Raw genomic sequence first — 15,832 nt, forward strand, 5'->3', positions numbered from 1 at the left:
ACGATCGGCCGACCGCCGTTCGCGATCGCCGCCCCGGACCGAAGGGATCCACCATGCGCGTCGTCGTCGCCCTCGGCGGAAACGCGATGCTTCAGCGCGGGGACAAGCCCGACGCCGACATCCAACTGCACAACATCCAAAAAGCGGTCAAGTCGCTGGCCCCGTTGGCGCGCGAGCACGAGCTGGTGGTGACCCACGGCAACGGACCCCAGGTCGGCGTACTGGCCCTGCAATCCGCCGCCGACCAGTCGCTCAGCCAGCCCTACCCGTTCGACGTGCTGGGCGCGATGACCCAGGGCATGATCGGCTACTGGCTGCTCCAGTCGCTGCAGAACGCGCTGCCCGGCCGCCAGGTGTGCTCACTGATCAACCAGACCCTCGTCTCCACCGCCGACCCCGCCTTCCAGGACCCGACCAAGTTCGTCGGCCCCGTCTACGAGGAGGACGAGGCCAAACGGCTCGCCGGCGAGCGCGGCTGGATCGTCAAACCGGACGGCAAGTGGTGGCGCCGCGTGGTGCCCTCGCCCAAACCCGCGCGCGTGGTGGAGACCCGGCTGATCCGCCAACTGCTCGCCTCCGGCGCGGTCGCGGTGTGCGCGGGCGGCGGCGGCGTGCCCGTCGTGCGCAACGAACTCGGCCAGCTCACCGGCGTCGAGGCCGTGGTGGACAAGGACCTCACCGCGGCGCTGCTCGCCGAAGCCCTCGACGCCGACGCGCTGTTGTTGCTCACGGACGTGCCCCGGGTGATGCGCGGATTCGGGCAGCCCGACGCGCAGGAGATCGCCAACGCCACGCCCATGCAATTGCGCGCCGGCGACTTCCCGGCCGGGTCGATGGGGCCCAAGGTCGACGCCATCTGCCGGTTCGTCGAGATGACCGGTGACATGGCGGCGATCGGCGCGCTGGATCAGGCCGCGGAGATCCTGCGGGGCAATGCCGGGACGATCGTCACGCCGAGCGGCAAGTATCCGGAGACCAGCCTGCTCTGACGGGGGTTCGGTGGTCGATGCTCGGCGGTGGGCGGTCGGTGCCCGGCTTTCGGTGCCCGGGTGTCAGGCGGACCGCGGTCGTCGGTCGGCGGTGGTCGGTCGGCCTCGGGCGCGGACGACCGGGGTGGTTCGGGACGCGGCGGGCCCGCGGGAACGCGGGTTCGCCGACGATCTTTTCGAGCGCGGATCGGTAAAGGGTCTGGTCCGATCGACCCGTGTGCTGTGACCATGTCGAGCATGGCCGTCTCCGTGATGCCTGCCGCCGACACACTCGCTCGAACGCTGCTCGCCGCCCGAGGCGCCGAGTGGGGGGACTGGTCCGTCGAAGCCCTGCAGGAGACCGCCGGGCGGCTCGGCTGGGAGACTCGCCGGGACGAGGACGGGCGCCTGGCGATCGAGACCGGCATCCCCGGACTGCTGTGCCGGGGCGATCCCGGCGAGCACGCCGAGGGCGCGCCGTGCGTACGCCTCACCGCCCCGCTGCCGGTCCGCGTGGACCCGCCGCCGCCGACGTCGGGCCTCCAGGGCCCCGTGGTGCCCGGCCAGTACGCCTACGGCGGCGGAGGCGGGATCGGCGCCTGGGGCACGGTGCCGTATGTCCGCGACCGCGGGCGGGAGTTGGACGCCGCGCACACCCGGCTCGGCGCGGCGCTCACCGCGACCCTGGGGCCCGCGCCCTGGCGTGGCGGGCCGGCCGCGTGGTTGCGGTGGCGGTCGCGCCGGATCACCCTGCGGCTCTCGCGCGACGACGCGAACGAGGCACTGGTGATGGAGTTGTTCCCCACCCGCGCCGGCGAGGCCTTCGAACGGCGCGGATTCGAGCGCGCGCAATCGCTCGCCGGACTGCCGTACATCTGGTGCGTCAGCCGGCCCGACATGAGCCTGGCCGAGCTGTTCCTGCCGTTCGGGCCGGACCCGCGCGACTGGGCCGACTTCTGCGACGCGCTTCCGCGCGTACTGTCCTCGCTGGTGGTGGACATGCCGCTGGTCGGATGGGTGGAACCGGTGCTGCTCGTCCTGGGCGACGTGGCCGAACCCGCGCACACGGCCGAGATCCGGGTCGGCCAGGACCGGCTCGAACTCGGCAACATGCCGGGCAACGGGCGCCAGGTCTGGCTGCGCCCCGGCGCCGAACACGCGGTCGCGGCCGCCGAGTCGATCCTGGAGGCATTCGCCGACTGGGGCATCGACGGCGTACGCAGGCTGCGCACCCGGGCGTGGACGTCGGGCGGGTACGTCGACCTGCCGGGCATCGGCGTACGACCGGAGGGGACACACCCGGACGACGCGTGAGGGGACACGGGGCGGCCGGGCGGGCGCAGGGCGGCTGCGCCGGCCGCAAACTCCGAACGGCTGCACCGGGGGCGCTCGCGGGGCCCAGGGATGCGCCTGCGCCTGCGACCGCCCTCGCGCCCGTGCGCCTGCGACCGAGTCCAGGCCTGTGACCACCCGCGCCTGCGCCTGCGACCGCCTGCGACGGTGCCGCACCTGCGCCCGCGACGTGCGCGAGCCCGGGTGCGGGCGCCGGCTTCGCGTCAGTCCTTCGTGCCCGCCCGCCACTGCAGGCCCCAGCCGTACGCCTGGTCGACCTTCTCCTGGTTGCCCTTGATGTAGCGCACCTCGCGCTGGATGGTCAGATCCCCACCCTGGTTCTGCACCAGCGCGATCGCGCACGACCGCGCCGCGCCGCCCGTCTCGTCGAGCCTGATCTCCAGCTCGGGTCCGGTCGCCGGCGTCAGCGTCACCACCGCCTGCGCGTCGTCGAACGTCACACCCTTGTAGATGAACGCGAAGATCAACAGGCGCTTGAAGCTGCTCTTGTGATCGAGGTTGATGAACAGGTTCTCGCCGGCGACATTGGCGCCCGTGCGGTCGTCGCCGTCCAGGTACACGTACGGGGGTGAATCCGCCGAACCGAACGAGTTTCCGAGCGCCTGCACGATCCCCTTCCTGCCGTCGGACAGCTCCCACAGGCAGCACAGGTCGAGGTCCGTCGGCCCCATCAGCCGCTTGAGCATGCCGCGCCCCGGAGCGGCCTGAACCCAGTTCAGGTTCACCCGCATCCGACTCCCGGTGATGCCCTCCTTGCTCAGCGAGACCATCGGCGACGCCTTGGTCAACGTCACCTTGCCCAGCCGCACCGGCGGCCGGGCCGGGGTGCTCGGAGCCGGCGCCTGCCGGGTGACGGGCGGCGGCGTGGCTGCGGGCCGCGGCGCCGGTTCGGGCTTGCGCACGTTCAGCCGGGGCGGAGCCGGCTGCTGCACCGGCGGCGGAGGCGGCGGAGCCTGCACCCGCGGGGGAGCGGGAGGCGTCGGCGGGGCGGTCACCGAGATGCCGAAGTCGGTGGCGAGCCCTTCCAAACCGGTCGAGTAGCCCTGCCCGATCGCCCGGAACTTCCAGGCCCCGCCCCGGCGATACAGCTCGCCCGCGAGCATGGCGGTCTCCACGGTGGCGTCCGCGATGTCGAACCGCACCAGGTCCACCTCGGCCCCCGGGTCGCTCACCAGCAGGTGCAGATCCCGGATACCCGCGAAGGTGCCGTTGTGCGCCGACGCCGCGAGCACCACCCGATCCACGCTCGCCGGCATCGACCCGAGATCGATCTCCAGCGCGTCCCGCGACCAGGTCCCCTCGTCCTTGCCGACGTGTCGCACCGCGCCGGACGGATGGGCCGGCTGGTTGTAGAACACGAAGTCGGCGTCACTCGCGACGCGACCGGACGCACCCAACAACAGCGCCGACGCGTCCAGACCCGGTGTACCCGGCCCCGGTCGCCAAACGAGGACCGCGCGCACCTTCGCGGGGGTCACCGGCGTGTTCTGTCCCTTGCCCAACTGCTGCACCATGGGCACGATCGTCACACGAGTGTGCTGATCGGTTCATCCTTTGGCGCGAAAAAAACGGGTGCCCACTCGTACGGGTGAGTAAAACCGGGGTGAAACGTACCCGCGTGTCCGCTATTCTTGCTCGCCTTGCCCGGGGTGTTGCGGGCCGGAGTCGGCGTTCGTCACGCATCAGACTCGGCGCAACGAAACCAAGAGTGAGCATCCCCACACCTCCGACCGAGGTCACTCCGGTATGCCCGGACTCGCGTGCTCTTCGGCCCCGCCGACGCCGCACGCCGCCCGGGGAAGGGATTTCACCATGTCGTTCGCTTCCGCGCGCCCGCTGCGGCCCGACCGTCCGCCCGATCGCCGGGCCCGCCTGTACCGCTTCGGCGCCCTGTTCGGCGCGGGTTTTCGCCGCTGGTCCACGTACCGCCAGGCGGCGCTCGCCGGACTGTTCACCAACGTCGTCTTCGGTGTGATGATCTACTCGCTGCTGCGAGCCCTGGCCGACGACGGCCGCCGGCCGGGCGGCTACGACACCACCCAACTCGCCACCTACGTCTGGGTCGGCCAGGGCATCCTCAGCGTCGTCCACGTGTGGTCCTGGAACGAACTCGCCGACCGCGTCCGCAGCGGCGACGTGACCGCCGATCTGCTGCGCCCCATCGACCCCTTCGAAGCGTTCCTGGCCGCCGACCTGGGGCGCGCCGCCTACGCGGTCCTCGCCCGCATGGTCGTCCCCATCCTCGCCGGCGGCCTGATGTTCACCCTGTACATCCCACACCGCCTCCACACGGTGCCGCTGTTCGTACTCTCGCTGACCCTGGGCACCGTGCTCAGCTTCGCCCTGCGCTATCTGGTCAACCTCGGCGCGTTCTGGCTCCTCGACGCGCGCGGGCTGAGCGCGGTGTGGTTGCTCGCCTCCGGGGTGTTCGCGGGGACCTTCTTCCCGCTGCGCTTCCTGCCCGAGTGGGCACAGGCGGTGTTGTGGTTCGGCACCCCGTTCCCCGGCCTGTTCCAGATCCCGCTCGACGTGCTGGTCGAACGTCCCGGCCCCGCCCAGCAGATCGGCAGCGTCGTCCTGCAACTGGTGTGGGTCGCGATCCTGATCCCGCTCGTGTCGCGCGTGCAGCGCGCCGCCACCGACAGGCTGGTGATCCAGGGTGGCTGAGCCGGGAGTCGGACAGGCGTACGCGCGCCTGGTGCGGGCCCAGATCCGCAGTCAGACCCAGTACCGGTTGTCGTTCGGCATCGATGTCGCGTCCTGCGCGCTCGGCACGCTCATCGAGGCGGCGGTGGTCCTGGTGGTGTTCCGCGTCTCGCCGACCGTCGGCGGATTCGGGCTGCGCGAGGTGCTGGTGATGTCCGCGCTCGCGGCCTTCGCGTTCGACCTCGCGGACCTGCTGGTGGGCAACATCGAACGTCTGTCCACATACGTCCGCAAGGGCACGCTCGACACCATCCTGATCCGCCCGCTGCGCGTGCTGCCGCAACTGCTCGCCACCGACTTCGCGTTGCGTCGCGTCGGGCGTGTGGCGCAGTCGTCGGTGCTGCTGGTGGCGGTTCTCGTATACGCCGACATCGACTGGACACCGGCGCGCGTGGTCATGCTCGCGCTCACCCCGCTCGCGGGCTGCGCGCTGTTCGCGGCGGTGTTCCTGCTGGGCGCCTGCGTCGCGTTCTGGTTCGTCGAATCCGGCGAGATCGCAAACGCGTTCACCTACGGCGGCAAGGAGTTCGCCCGCTACCCGGCGACGATCTACCCGGGGCTGCTGCGCCGGGTGTTCGGGTACGGGGTCGGCCTCGCGCTCGTCGGCTATCAGCCCGCGCTGTTCCTGACGGGACACGCGGATCCACTCGGCGGGCCGACCTGGCTCGCCTGGTCCTCTCCCGCCGCCGCCGCGCTCGCCTGGACGATCGCGCTGCTGGTGTGGCGGACGGGGATTCGGCACTACAGGAGTACGGGATCGTGATCGACACCGCGACCGAGACGATGATCGAGACCGACACGATGATCGAAGTGCGCGACCTGCGCAAGGAATTCACGATCAAGCGCAAGATCGGCCGGGTGCGGCGGGAAACGCGCACGGTGTCCGCCGTCGACGGCGTCGAACTGAGCATCGCCCGAGGCGAGATGGTCGGCTACATCGGACCCAACGGGGCCGGCAAGTCGACCACGCTCAAGATGATGACCGGGATCCTGACCCCGACCTCGGGCCACATCCGCGTCTGCGGACTGGAGCCGGTGCCCCGCCGGCGCCGGCTTGCCCGCCGGATCGGGGTGGTGTTCGGGCAGCGCTCGCAACTGTGGTGGGACCTGCCGCTGCGCGAGTCGTTCCGGCTGTTGGGCGCGGTGTACACGGTGCCGCGCGCCGAACACGAGGCCCGGCTGAAGCGATGCCGGGCGATGCTGGAACTCGACGAGTTCATGGACACGCCGGTGCGGCAGCTCTCCCTCGGGCAGCGCATGCGCGGCGAGATCACCGCGGCGCTCCTGCACGGACCCGACGTGCTGTTCCTGGACGAGCCGACGATCGGACTCGACGTGGTCAGCAAGCAGTCGCTGCGCGCGTTCCTGGCGGAGATCGGCGCCGGCGGGGAGGTGACGACCGTGCTCACCACCCACGACCTCGCCGACATCGAACACCTGTGCCGACGCCTGATCGTGATCGACCGGGGGTGTGTGGTCCACGACGGCACGCTGGAGGCCCTGCACGCGCGCTACGGCTCGCGCCGGCGAGTGGTGGTCGATCTGGACGAGGCGCGCGAACCGGACGTGCGCATGCCGGGGGTCGCGGTCGAGGGCGTCGAGGCGGACGGTCGCCGGATCACCTTCGCGCTGGACGGGGTGCCCGCGGGCGAGTTGATCGCCAGGATCGCGCGCGACGGTGGATTGCGGGACGTGTCCGTGCGCGAGCCGACGATCGAGGAGGTGGTGGCGCGGTTGTATCGGCAGTGACGGGGCGCGTCGGGCGCCTTGGGAGCGGACCCGGGCGGTGGTTCCGGGTGGTGGTTCCGGAAGCGGGCGCCGCCGGTGCGTGCGCCGATCGATGCGCCGTGGCCCGGGCGGGTTCCGGAACGGCGGGCACGGAGCCCCGGTTTGAGGGATTGCCCCCTGCGGGCGTGTGTCGCCCGGGGGGAGAGTCTTCCTCAGGGAGGACGGGACATGGCGCTTGGTGAGGACGAGGTCGTCGGTGCCGCGCTGTTGCGCTGGGCGGACGGGCGGTTTCCGTTGCCGGCCGATCCGGGGCATCGCTGGTACACCGCTCGCGGGGGCGCCGTCGCGGCCTTGGCCGGGGCCGCGGTGACCCTGCGGGCGGCGGATCCCGACGCGAGAGTGACGGGGTGGGTGGGCGACGCCGACCCGGACCAGTTGCGGATCCTTGCCGCCGCGTCCGCCCGTCCTCCCGTCCTCGTGGTGGTGGGCGCGGCCGGGACGGGCAAGACCAGGACCGCCGCGATGATCATCCGGCGGGAGGTCGACACCGGCGGCCGTGTGCTCGTGGTGACGCGACAGCGGCATGGCGCGCGGCGGTTGCGGGCGGAACTCGCCGATGTCGGGGTCGGGGCACGGGTGCCACTCGCGGGTGCGCGTGCGGGCGGGAGGCGGGGCGCCGGCGAGGGGGTGGATGACGAGGACGGCGCGGTGCTGGATCGGCACAGGCGGGCCATGGTCGAGCCGTTCGGCGCCTGGGGGCTGACCCTGCGCGAAATCCAGGACCACCTCGTCGGGCGGCCGCCGTGGACCGGACCTGTACTCGATCCCCAGCGTGCGGCGGAACTCGATCCGGGCGAGGCCCGGAGGCTCGGGCGCGACCTCGAGCGCTTCGCGCACGCGGGCGGGCTGCGCGACGGCGTCTGGCACGGGGCACTGATCGACACTCCCGCGCAGGCGCGGACCGCGGTTGGCGAACTCGCGGAGTTGCGCGCCCGCTTCCGGGAGATCCGGGCGGCCGCGCGACGGGCCCGATTGCATCCCGATGGGCCCGAACCGCGTGATCCGGTCGAGTGGGCGGCGTGTCTGGCCCTCGTCAAACGGGTGCGAGAGTTCTCGGTCGGCATCGATCCGGGGATCCTCGCCGGGCCGTATTCGATCCGGCAACTGCTGGCGACCACACACTGGTACGGCCGTCCCGCCGTCCGCCGCCATCTGCGCGAGCACACTCGCTTTCCCATCGATCGAAGCGGGATGCGACTCGCGCTGGCGGAGGCGCGGGCGCTGCGCCGGCTCTTCCGGGAGCAGCCGGGCGGACTGCCCGAGGCGGCGTTCCTGCGGGCGATGGTGCCGGCGTGGGCCGACTCGGAGCACGAACGGCAGGCGCTCGCGGCCTACACCGAAACCCTGTTCCCGACCCTGGGCCTGGCGGCCGACACCTCACTGCCCGACGTCGCGGCCCACCTCGACCGGTTCGCCCGGTCGATCTCCGCGGAGGGCGTGTCGCCGGAGGTACTCGCGGACCGCTGTCGCTCGTACGCCCGACTGGCGACCGCCGGCCTCGCCTCGCTCGTCGCGAGCCTGACGGCGCGGGCGGTGCCGGCGGAAGAGGTCGCGGACGAGTACGAGCGATTCCTGTACACCTCACTCGCACACGCCGCGACCGCCGGCGCCCCCGGGGGAGTGGTGGGCCTGCAGGCGCACGCGCATCGCTATCGGACACGCGCGGCGGCGGCAGCGAGCGCGGGCGGACCCGGGGCGGTGGCACTTTCCGGTGGGTGGATGCGGTCGCAGGCGATGCCGGAAAGCGTGCCGTTGCGCGTGATGTCGCCGCGTGCGGTGCGGCAGTTGCCGGATAGCGCGCACTTCGACCTGGTGGTGGTGGACGACGCGGGGACGGTGAGCGAACGCGACGCGATCCCGGCGCTGCTGCGGGCGGATCGGGTCGTCGTGATCGGTGACCCCTTGGGGCCGGGGCTCGGCGATCCGGACGGCCCGATCGAACCCGGCGACCCCGGTTCCGAAGGCGACCTGCGGTCCGTGCTCGCGTCGGTGAGCCGATCCGTCGAGCCGATCCGGATCGGCTACCCGCACCGTGCCCTCGACGAGCGGCTCGCGGTGTCTTCGGCCGAGGCGACCGCCACCGAACTCCCGGGCGTGCGCGGGGAGATGGCCGTGCGGCACATCGTGTCGGTCGAGGACGATGTCGCGGCGGTGGTCGAGACGGTGCGGGAGTACCGGGCGCGCCATCCCGACGAGAGCGTTGCCGTCGTCACCCTGGGTGGGTCACAGGTGCGCCGGATCCAGGCCGCACTGCCGATGGGGCGCTCGGGCCCGGACCTCGTGGTGGATCGCGCGGCGGCCCTTCATGGGGGTGAATGGGACACGGTGCTCCTCAGCGTCGGGGCGAAGCGGGATCGCGAGGGGCGGCTGATCCATCGATTCGGGGCGGCGACCATGCCCGGCGGGGACGCACTCGTGGCGTCGGCGGTGTCCCGGGCACGTCGGCGACTGATCGTGGTGACCGCCTTCGAGGCGAGCGAACTCGACCCGACCCGACTGCGCGCACGCGGCGCACGGCTGTTGCGAACGGTGCTGCGGCACGCGGCCTCGGGCGAGTGCGGTTGCGGGTGTGGGTGTGGGTGCGACCGTGGGAGATCCGAGGGCGGGGCGGTGGTCGCGGGGGCGTCTGCGCGTGTGGAGGTGGTTGCGGGCGTGCGGCTCGGCGGGAACAGACCCGACGTCGACGGCCCGGATGTGTTCCATGCGGACGTGCTCGATCGGCTGAGGGCGGCCGGTCTCGAGCCGATGTACGAGTTCGGGGGACCTGCGGGTGTCGTGATTGCGGTCCCCGACCGTCCGGCGGACCTCGGTGCGGGTGCGGGCGTCGGGGCGTGTGCCTGCGAGCGAGTGGGGGTGGATGCCGTTGCCGGCGGGTGCGGAAGCCGCGCCCGACATCCGACCGCAGCCACCGGCGCATCTTCCACAGTCCGGCCCGCGCCCGCGCCCGCAGGCGCACCTGCGGTCGCCGGCGACTTCCTCGGAGCCCGCATCGGTGACACCCCGCATGTGGGTGAGGACGCGGTCGAGGCCGCGCGCGCCAGCGCACCCATGTCCGCAGGCGCAGGCGCAGGCGCAGGCGCAGGCGCAGGCGCAGGCGCGGACTCGGCGACATCCACGAACGCGACAGCAGGGTGCGGACGGTGCTCGCGACGGATGCTCGTGGCGATCGAGACGGATCGCAGCGCGCCCTACCTCGCGACGCCCTCCGCGCGCGAGCGCGAGTGGCTGCGGGCGGCCCGCCTGGAGCGGCGCGGTTGGGCTGTTTACCGCCTCTGGAGCGGGGACTGGATTCGCGACCCGGACAAGCAGATTCGCCGGATCGTGGCGCTTCACCGGTCGACGGCGGAGGCCGTACACATGGCTGGGACAAAGGAGTGACACCGGCGTCCGACCCGGCGCGCCCCTCTCCTCCCGATCCGCGAGCCCGCACGATGTGATGCGAGGCATACGCGGACGAAAAGGACGACTCAGTGAGCGGATCGAGCCGGGACGCCGCAGCCGCGCCTCGCGTGGACCCGGTCGTCGCGGGCATCGGCTTCGCCGCCGTTCTCGCCGTCGTCCTGTGGGGCGTCTTGGCGAAGGGCTCGCTCGATACGGCCGCATCGACCGGCCTCGACTGGACGATCCGCAACTTCGGCTGGTTGTTCGTCGTCGCCGCCGACCTCTTTCTGGTGCTCGCGGTGTTCATCGCCGTGTCGAAGTACGGCCGGATCCGCCTGGGCCGAGACGACGACGAACCGGAGTTCGGCACGGGCGCCTGGGTCGCGATGATGTTCAGCGCGGGCATGGGCATCGGGCTGATGTTCTACGCCGTGGCCGAGCCCATTCAGCACTTCACCACACCGCCACCGGCCTCCGGAGCGGTCCCGGAGACCCCGGGCGCGGCCGGCGCGGCGCTCGAATGGACGTTGTTCCACTGGACGTTGCACCCGTGGGCCATCTACGCGATCGCCGGCCTCGCCCTCGCGTACGCGACCTTCCGGCGCGGTCGGGGAAATCGGGTCAGCGCGGCCTTCGTACCGCTCCTGGGTCGACACGCTGACGGTGCGGCGGGCCGGGCGATCGACCTGCTCGCCATCTTCGCGACCGTGTTCGGCTCGGCCACGAGCCTCGGCCTCGGTGCCCTCCAGGTGGCCAAGGGTCTCGACCTCACCACTGACATCGAGGACACCTCCACACTGCACGTGGTGATCATCGTGGCCCTGACGGCCGCGTTCGTGGTGTCCGCGTTCAGCGGGATCCATCGCGGTGTCAAGTGGCTCAGTACCGCGAACGTGCTGCTCGCGCTGGTGCTCATGCTCTTCGTCTTCGTGGTCGGCCCGACGGTGTACGTCCTCGGCGTGTTGCCGGCCTCGGTCGGCAGCTACCTCAACAACCTGCTGACCACGGCGACCCGCACCGGAACCTTCGGCGGCGACGCGTGGATGGCCTCCTGGACGATCTTCTACTGGGCATGGTGGCTTTCCTGGGCCCCCTTCGTGGGGACGTTCATCGCACGCATCTCGCGCGGCCGGACGGTCCGTCAGTTCGTGATCGGCGTACTGCTCGTCCCCAGCGGCGCGAGCACCGTGTGGTTCGCGGTGATGGGCGGGACCGCGCTGCGGATGCAGCAGACCGGCACGGCCGACCTGGTGGCCAAGGTCGCCGAGGGGCCGGAGTCGGGGCTGTTCGCGATGCTGGACGCACTGCCCCTGTACGGCGTCACCGCGACCGTGACGATGGTCCTGGTCGCGCTGTACTTCGTCACCGGGGCCGACTCGGCGTCGCTGGTGCTCGGTTCGCTGACCAGCCGGGGCTCGCTCAGGCCGGGTCGCCTGCTGGTGGTCGTATGGGGCACCCTGATCGGCGCGGTCGCCGCAGTACTCCTGGTCGCGGGCGGGCTCAAGTCCCTCCAGCAGGCGACCATCCTGGTCGCGTTGCCGTTCGTGTTGGTGATGATGGCGTTGTGTGTCGCGCTGTTGAAGGACCTGAACAGCGATTCGATGGTCGCCGCGGGGCCGCGGCGGATGCGGGCACGCGGTCTGTCGGACGCGGTACGCACGGCGGTGGGCGTCGAAGACGACGGTGTCGAGGCCGAGGCCTTCCATCGACACCACGGCGGGATCTGAGCGCGCCGATCCGACTCGCGGGCGTCGTCGTGGCGGGCACGCGGGCACCGTTCGCCGAGACGTCCATGCGTCTGGTGCCGGACGCGAAACGCCGAGGCGGATGCACGAGGTCTACATGCGCTCGCTCGCGGTGGATTCGCCGACGGTGTCGACCGCCGCCGAAACCGGCGGCGGTCGAACGGCGGACGACCACGTGATCGAGAGCCGGTCGCGGCGACCGAGCGGTCGACTCCAGATCGGCTCCGGACATCGATCGATCAGCGCTGGACGTCGATCACGATGCGGCTCGGGTTGGTCAGAACGGACGTGACCACCTGGTGCACATTGCTCTTGTAACCGATGCCGACCTTGAGCTTGCCCTCGAAGTCGCAGGTGATCGCGTATCCGGTGAGCGAGGGCAGGTTGGTCGTCACCTGGCGCGGGCCCGTGTAGGTGGGGTTGCCGTTGTCGTCGTGGGCGGCGCTCGCGATGTCCAGTTCGAGGTACTCGGCGCTGTTGGGGAAGCTGATCGGCTTCCCGCTCGCGCACTGGTAGAGCTCGTTGCTCGTGGTGCTCCCGTAGGCGGGAACGCCGGCGGAGAAGTCGAGGACCACGCGGTCGTAGGTGGCGTGTTCCCCGGTGCGGATGTTGGTGAGGTAGGTGGCGCCGGCGGCCTGCGCCGTTCCGGACAACACGGTCGTCGCGGCGATGCCGACGACGGCGGCGACACCGAGCGCGGAGCGGACGAGATGGCGACGAGGGACGGACACAACAGCCATGACAGCCTCCGAGTAAAGCCGATATCTACACCGACGAAACGTTTCGCACCTCGGTTCCCGGATGCTGGATATTGATCTTCAGTGCACTCTTTAGAGCTAATTCACCGCCATTCGCATGCGTTTCCCCCCCTCCACGAGCGACCGTGGAAGCACGTCGGAACCGGGGCACGGATTCGACGAACGGGGAACATCCCATGAACCGCACGCGACGTCGTCTTGTCTGCGCGCTGGCCCTGACCACAAGCCTGTTGACCGCGGTGGGAGCGCCCGGCGCATCCGCCGACACCACCGCGGCATCGGCGTGCGCGCCCGGGCAGGTGTGCTTCTGGCCCTCTCCGGGCTTTGCGGGCGTACCGACGGTGACCTTCGAATTGGCCAATTCCAACGTGGAGCAGTGCGTGTCCCTTCCCGAGGGGGTCGACGCCCTTTCCTTCGCGAACCGCATGGATCGCTACGTGACGATGTATCAGAGCCGGGAGTGCGCCACGGAAGGCGACTTCAGTACCTATCCGGGCGAGGGCGTCTTCGTCCCCGATGTGCCGTTCACGGTACGGGCGTTCGAGGTCTGGGAGAAGCCGTGACCGCAGCTCGCACCGCCGGTCACCCTTGGGTGCCCGAGTAGCCCGAGAAGTCGAAGGACGCGGCGATCCGATCGACCGTCGCGTCCAGCCTCGGCGGCATCGCGAAGGTCTCGATCGAGAGCTTCGTGACCGGCAACCACCACACCCGTGGGTGATAGGAGGAGCCGTTGTCACAACCGGCCGTCCAGCGCCGGTAGTCGGCGGACTTGTTCCCGACCGGGCGCAGGCCTCGTTCCACGATCGTCGAGGACGTGGTCAGCGCGCTGCCGCGAGGGATGGTGCCGCGGCACCACGCGTCGCCCTGCCAGACCCACCCGGAGCCGGATTCGAGGTCCAGCGCCCGCCCCCATTCGTCACCGGGCGGGTCCGGCAGGCGGATCTCCACACCGTCCACCGCGCACCCGTCGTTGGGGCGACCCAGGAGCGCGGTGGGCGGCAACACGCACACCACGTTCGGGCCGTCCGTGCCCTGCTCGACGGTCCAGCCCGCAGGCACGGCGAACGTGATGCCCCGGAGGCTGTGCCGCGTCTCACCGCCGGAGTTCGGCGGTACCGCCGGGGCGCGGGTCCCGGCGGTCGTGGGTACGGCCGCGGTGGTGGGCGCGGTACCGCCGGCGGTATCGCCGCCCGATGACGCGCGTCCTGCGGCGGAGGGAGGGGTCGAGGGGGTGCCCGTGGTCGGTGGGTCGGTCCGATGGGCGGCGGGGGAGGTGTCGTCGACAAGCCTGGGCACGGCCACCGCCGTACCCAGGGCCAGCAGGCAGGCCAGGACGGCGGCCGCGATCGGGCCCGCGCGACCGCGCCCGCGGGGTTCGGCGGAGGGCGCCGCCCAGGGTGAGGACGCGTAGGTCGGTATGTGGCTCGGCGGCGGTGCGGGGGCGGCCGTGTCATGGGGCGGATGCGTGGGCAGCGGGTGGGTGGCCGACGGGCGCGAGTCGCCTGCTGGGGCAGCGGGGTGGGGCGGGGCGGCAGGCGGGGGAGCCGGTGTGGGCGGGCCGGACGCCGCGGGAGCGGGTAAGGAGCCGGCGTCCGCCCGGTGGGCGGGAAGCATCGTGGTGACGGCTTCGGGGAGCCATGTGTCCGGGGCCGAGTGCGCGTCCACGCCGAGTGCTTGGAGGTAGGTCAGTACCTGTGCGGCGGGTGGGCGGTCCTCGGGATCTTTGGCCAGACAGGACCGGATCAGGCCTCGGAGTTCGCGCGGAACACCGTCCAGATCCGGCTCGCCGTGCACGACGCGGTACACCACGGCCTCCACACGGCCGCCTCCGAAGGGTGGCCGGCCGGTCGAGGCGTAGGCCAGGACGCCACCGAGCGCGAACACATCCCCCGCGGGCCCCACTTCGATGTCGAGCGCCTGCTCGGGGGCGAGATAGCCGGGGGAGCCGATGGTGCTGCCGGTGCGCGTCAGCGCGGTCTGCTCGCCGATCCGCGAGATGCCGAAGTCGATCACGCGCGGGCCGTCCTCGGCCAACAGCACGTTGGACGGCTTCAGGTCCCGATGCACCACCCCCGCGGTGTGCAGCGCGGCCAAGGCCTCGGCGAGGCCGCCGGCCAACACCCGTACAGCCTCGAGGGGCAGCGGTCCCTGCTCGGCCACCGCCGCGTGCAACGACGGCCCGGGTATGTAGGCGGTGGACAACCACGGCTCGTCGGCATCGGCGTCGGCGTCCAGCACGGGTGCGGTGAAGAAGCCCTGCACCCGACGAGCGACGTCGATCTCGCGCCGGAACCTGGCCCGGAAGTCGGGGTCCTGGGCCAGATCGGCGTGAATCACCTTCACCGCGACGGGCCGTCCACCGGGCGATCGGCCCAGATAGACCCGTCCCATACCGCCGGCGCCGAGTCGGCCATGGATCGTATAGGGCCCGATCCTCGTCGGATCGCCGGCTTGGAGCTCGCGCATCGATTCCCCCTGAGTCGATGGGTGTCCCTGCCCCCGCGACGCCGACCCCCCGGTCGACCACTTGCCCGGCGACCGCCGTCAGCGCGGCGCGTGCGTCACGAGGTCGAGCAGATCCTGCCGGCGCATGACCGCCCGCGGGTCCCGAATCCGCAACGTGACGGCGGCGCGGGTGAGATGGTCCCGGGCCCGGCCGGGTGCGGACACGGGATGGTCGGCATGCCCGGATCCGGCATCGGCCCCCGACTCCCGCTCTCCGGCGGCGGGTTCGGCGGTGTCCCACGCGGCGCGGAACACGGTCGCGATGGTGTCGGGCTCCAACCAAGAGTCGTCCCGCGACGATTCGCCGACCCGCTGAAACGCGGCGAGGAACGCGGCGGCCGAAGGCTCCGGATCCGCCGACAGCGCCTCGATCAGGTCCGCGGCGTCGGCCGGCGTCGGACAGGTCGGGACGGGTGGCCCGGCCACCCAGTACATCTGCTTGTGCGGCAACCCGGATTCGATCACCAACCGCCCGGCGATCGCGCCGACCCGGTCGGCGTAACCCCGGATTCGGAAACGTGCGCCATTGTCGTCCTGGCGCCACGGCTCCCACTCGTTCATGCGACACAATGTCCCTCGTTCGAGTGATCACCGGGCGCGGCAACGCGACACTCCGCTCCAATACATC

The 15,832-nt window shown here is 71.6% G+C and carries 12 protein-coding genes; 8 read left to right on the top strand and 4 right to left on the bottom strand.

From position 1 onward, the window contains the following. The first annotated feature begins 53 nt into the window (after positions 1 to 53). Both arcC and EMA17_RS38115 read left to right on the top strand, forming a co-directional pair. The gene (gene arcC / locus EMA17_RS38110) at positions 54 to 989 is read left to right on the top strand and encodes a carbamate kinase (protein ID WP_126641782.1); all 936 of its coding nucleotides are present in this window, start codon (positions 54 to 56) and stop codon (positions 987 to 989) included. A 237-nt stretch (positions 990 to 1,226) separates the two neighbouring features. Further along, a complete protein-coding gene (locus EMA17_RS38115) occupies positions 1,227 to 2,282 on the top strand; it encodes a hypothetical protein (RefSeq protein ID WP_126641783.1) in 1,056 nt (351 codons plus the stop codon). A 242-nt stretch (positions 2,283 to 2,524) separates the two neighbouring features. Here EMA17_RS38115 and EMA17_RS38120 read toward each other — a convergent pair whose 3' ends face one another. Then, positions 2,525 to 3,835 carry a TerD family protein gene (locus tag EMA17_RS38120; RefSeq protein WP_126641784.1) on the bottom strand — a complete coding sequence of 437 codons (1,311 nt, stop codon included), beginning with the start codon at positions 3,833 to 3,835 and terminating at the stop codon, positions 2,525 to 2,527. A gap of 298 nt (positions 3,836 to 4,133) precedes the next feature. Between EMA17_RS38120 and EMA17_RS38125 the strand changes: the two genes are divergently transcribed. From EMA17_RS38125 to EMA17_RS38145, 5 genes are all read left to right on the top strand, one after another. Continuing rightward, positions 4,134 to 4,988 (top strand): ABC transporter permease, encoded by an 855-nt coding sequence (locus EMA17_RS38125; protein WP_126641785.1) that lies wholly within the window; start codon positions 4,134 to 4,136, stop codon positions 4,986 to 4,988. Beyond that, positions 4,981 to 5,790 carry an ABC transporter permease gene (locus EMA17_RS38130; protein WP_126641786.1) on the top strand — a complete coding sequence of 270 codons (810 nt, stop codon included), beginning with the start codon at positions 4,981 to 4,983 and terminating at the stop codon, positions 5,788 to 5,790. Before EMA17_RS38125 ends, EMA17_RS38130 begins: the two co-directional genes overlap by 8 nt. Before the next feature lie 38 nt (positions 5,791 to 5,828). Continuing rightward, a complete protein-coding gene (locus EMA17_RS38135; protein WP_174861496.1) occupies positions 5,829 to 6,776 on the top strand; it encodes an ABC transporter ATP-binding protein in 948 nt (315 codons plus the stop codon). 207 nt (positions 6,777 to 6,983) lie between these two features. Further along, positions 6,984 to 10,193 carry a PDDEXK-like endonuclease domain-containing protein gene (locus EMA17_RS38140; protein WP_126641787.1) on the top strand — a complete coding sequence of 1,070 codons (3,210 nt, stop codon included), beginning with the start codon at positions 6,984 to 6,986 and terminating at the stop codon, positions 10,191 to 10,193. 92 nt (positions 10,194 to 10,285) lie between these two features. Next, the gene (locus tag EMA17_RS38145; protein ID WP_126641788.1) at positions 10,286 to 11,923 is read left to right on the top strand and encodes a BCCT family transporter; all 1,638 of its coding nucleotides are present in this window, start codon (positions 10,286 to 10,288) and stop codon (positions 11,921 to 11,923) included. A 257-nt stretch (positions 11,924 to 12,180) separates the two neighbouring features. On the opposite strand, the gene EMA17_RS38150 is transcribed toward EMA17_RS38145, so the two are convergent. Beyond that, entirely contained in the window at positions 12,181 to 12,681 is a 501-nt protein-coding gene (locus EMA17_RS38150; protein WP_126641789.1) for an AMIN-like domain-containing (lipo)protein, read from the bottom strand. Positions 12,682 to 12,875: 194 nt separating this feature from the next. Between EMA17_RS38150 and EMA17_RS38155 the strand changes: the two genes are divergently transcribed. Beyond that, positions 12,876 to 13,262, top strand: coding sequence for a peptidase inhibitor family I36 protein (locus tag EMA17_RS38155; protein WP_126641790.1), 387 nt, complete (start codon positions 12,876 to 12,878; stop codon positions 13,260 to 13,262). Between the two features lie 19 nt (positions 13,263 to 13,281). Here EMA17_RS38155 and EMA17_RS54685 read toward each other — a convergent pair whose 3' ends face one another. Together EMA17_RS54685 and EMA17_RS38165 are read right to left on the bottom strand one after the other, a co-directional pair. Further along, complete coding sequence (locus EMA17_RS54685; protein WP_246127166.1) at positions 13,282 to 15,165, bottom strand: serine/threonine-protein kinase; 1,884 nt, start codon at positions 15,163 to 15,165, stop codon at positions 13,282 to 13,284. Between the two features lie 78 nt (positions 15,166 to 15,243). Continuing rightward, a complete protein-coding gene (locus tag EMA17_RS38165; RefSeq protein ID WP_126641791.1) occupies positions 15,244 to 15,765 on the bottom strand; it encodes a hypothetical protein in 522 nt (173 codons plus the stop codon). Positions 15,766 to 15,832: the final 67 nt, after the last annotated feature.

It is taken from the genome of Embleya hyalina (genome assembly GCF_003967355.1).
GTDB lineage: Bacteria > Actinomycetota > Actinomycetes > Streptomycetales > Streptomycetaceae > Embleya > Embleya hyalina.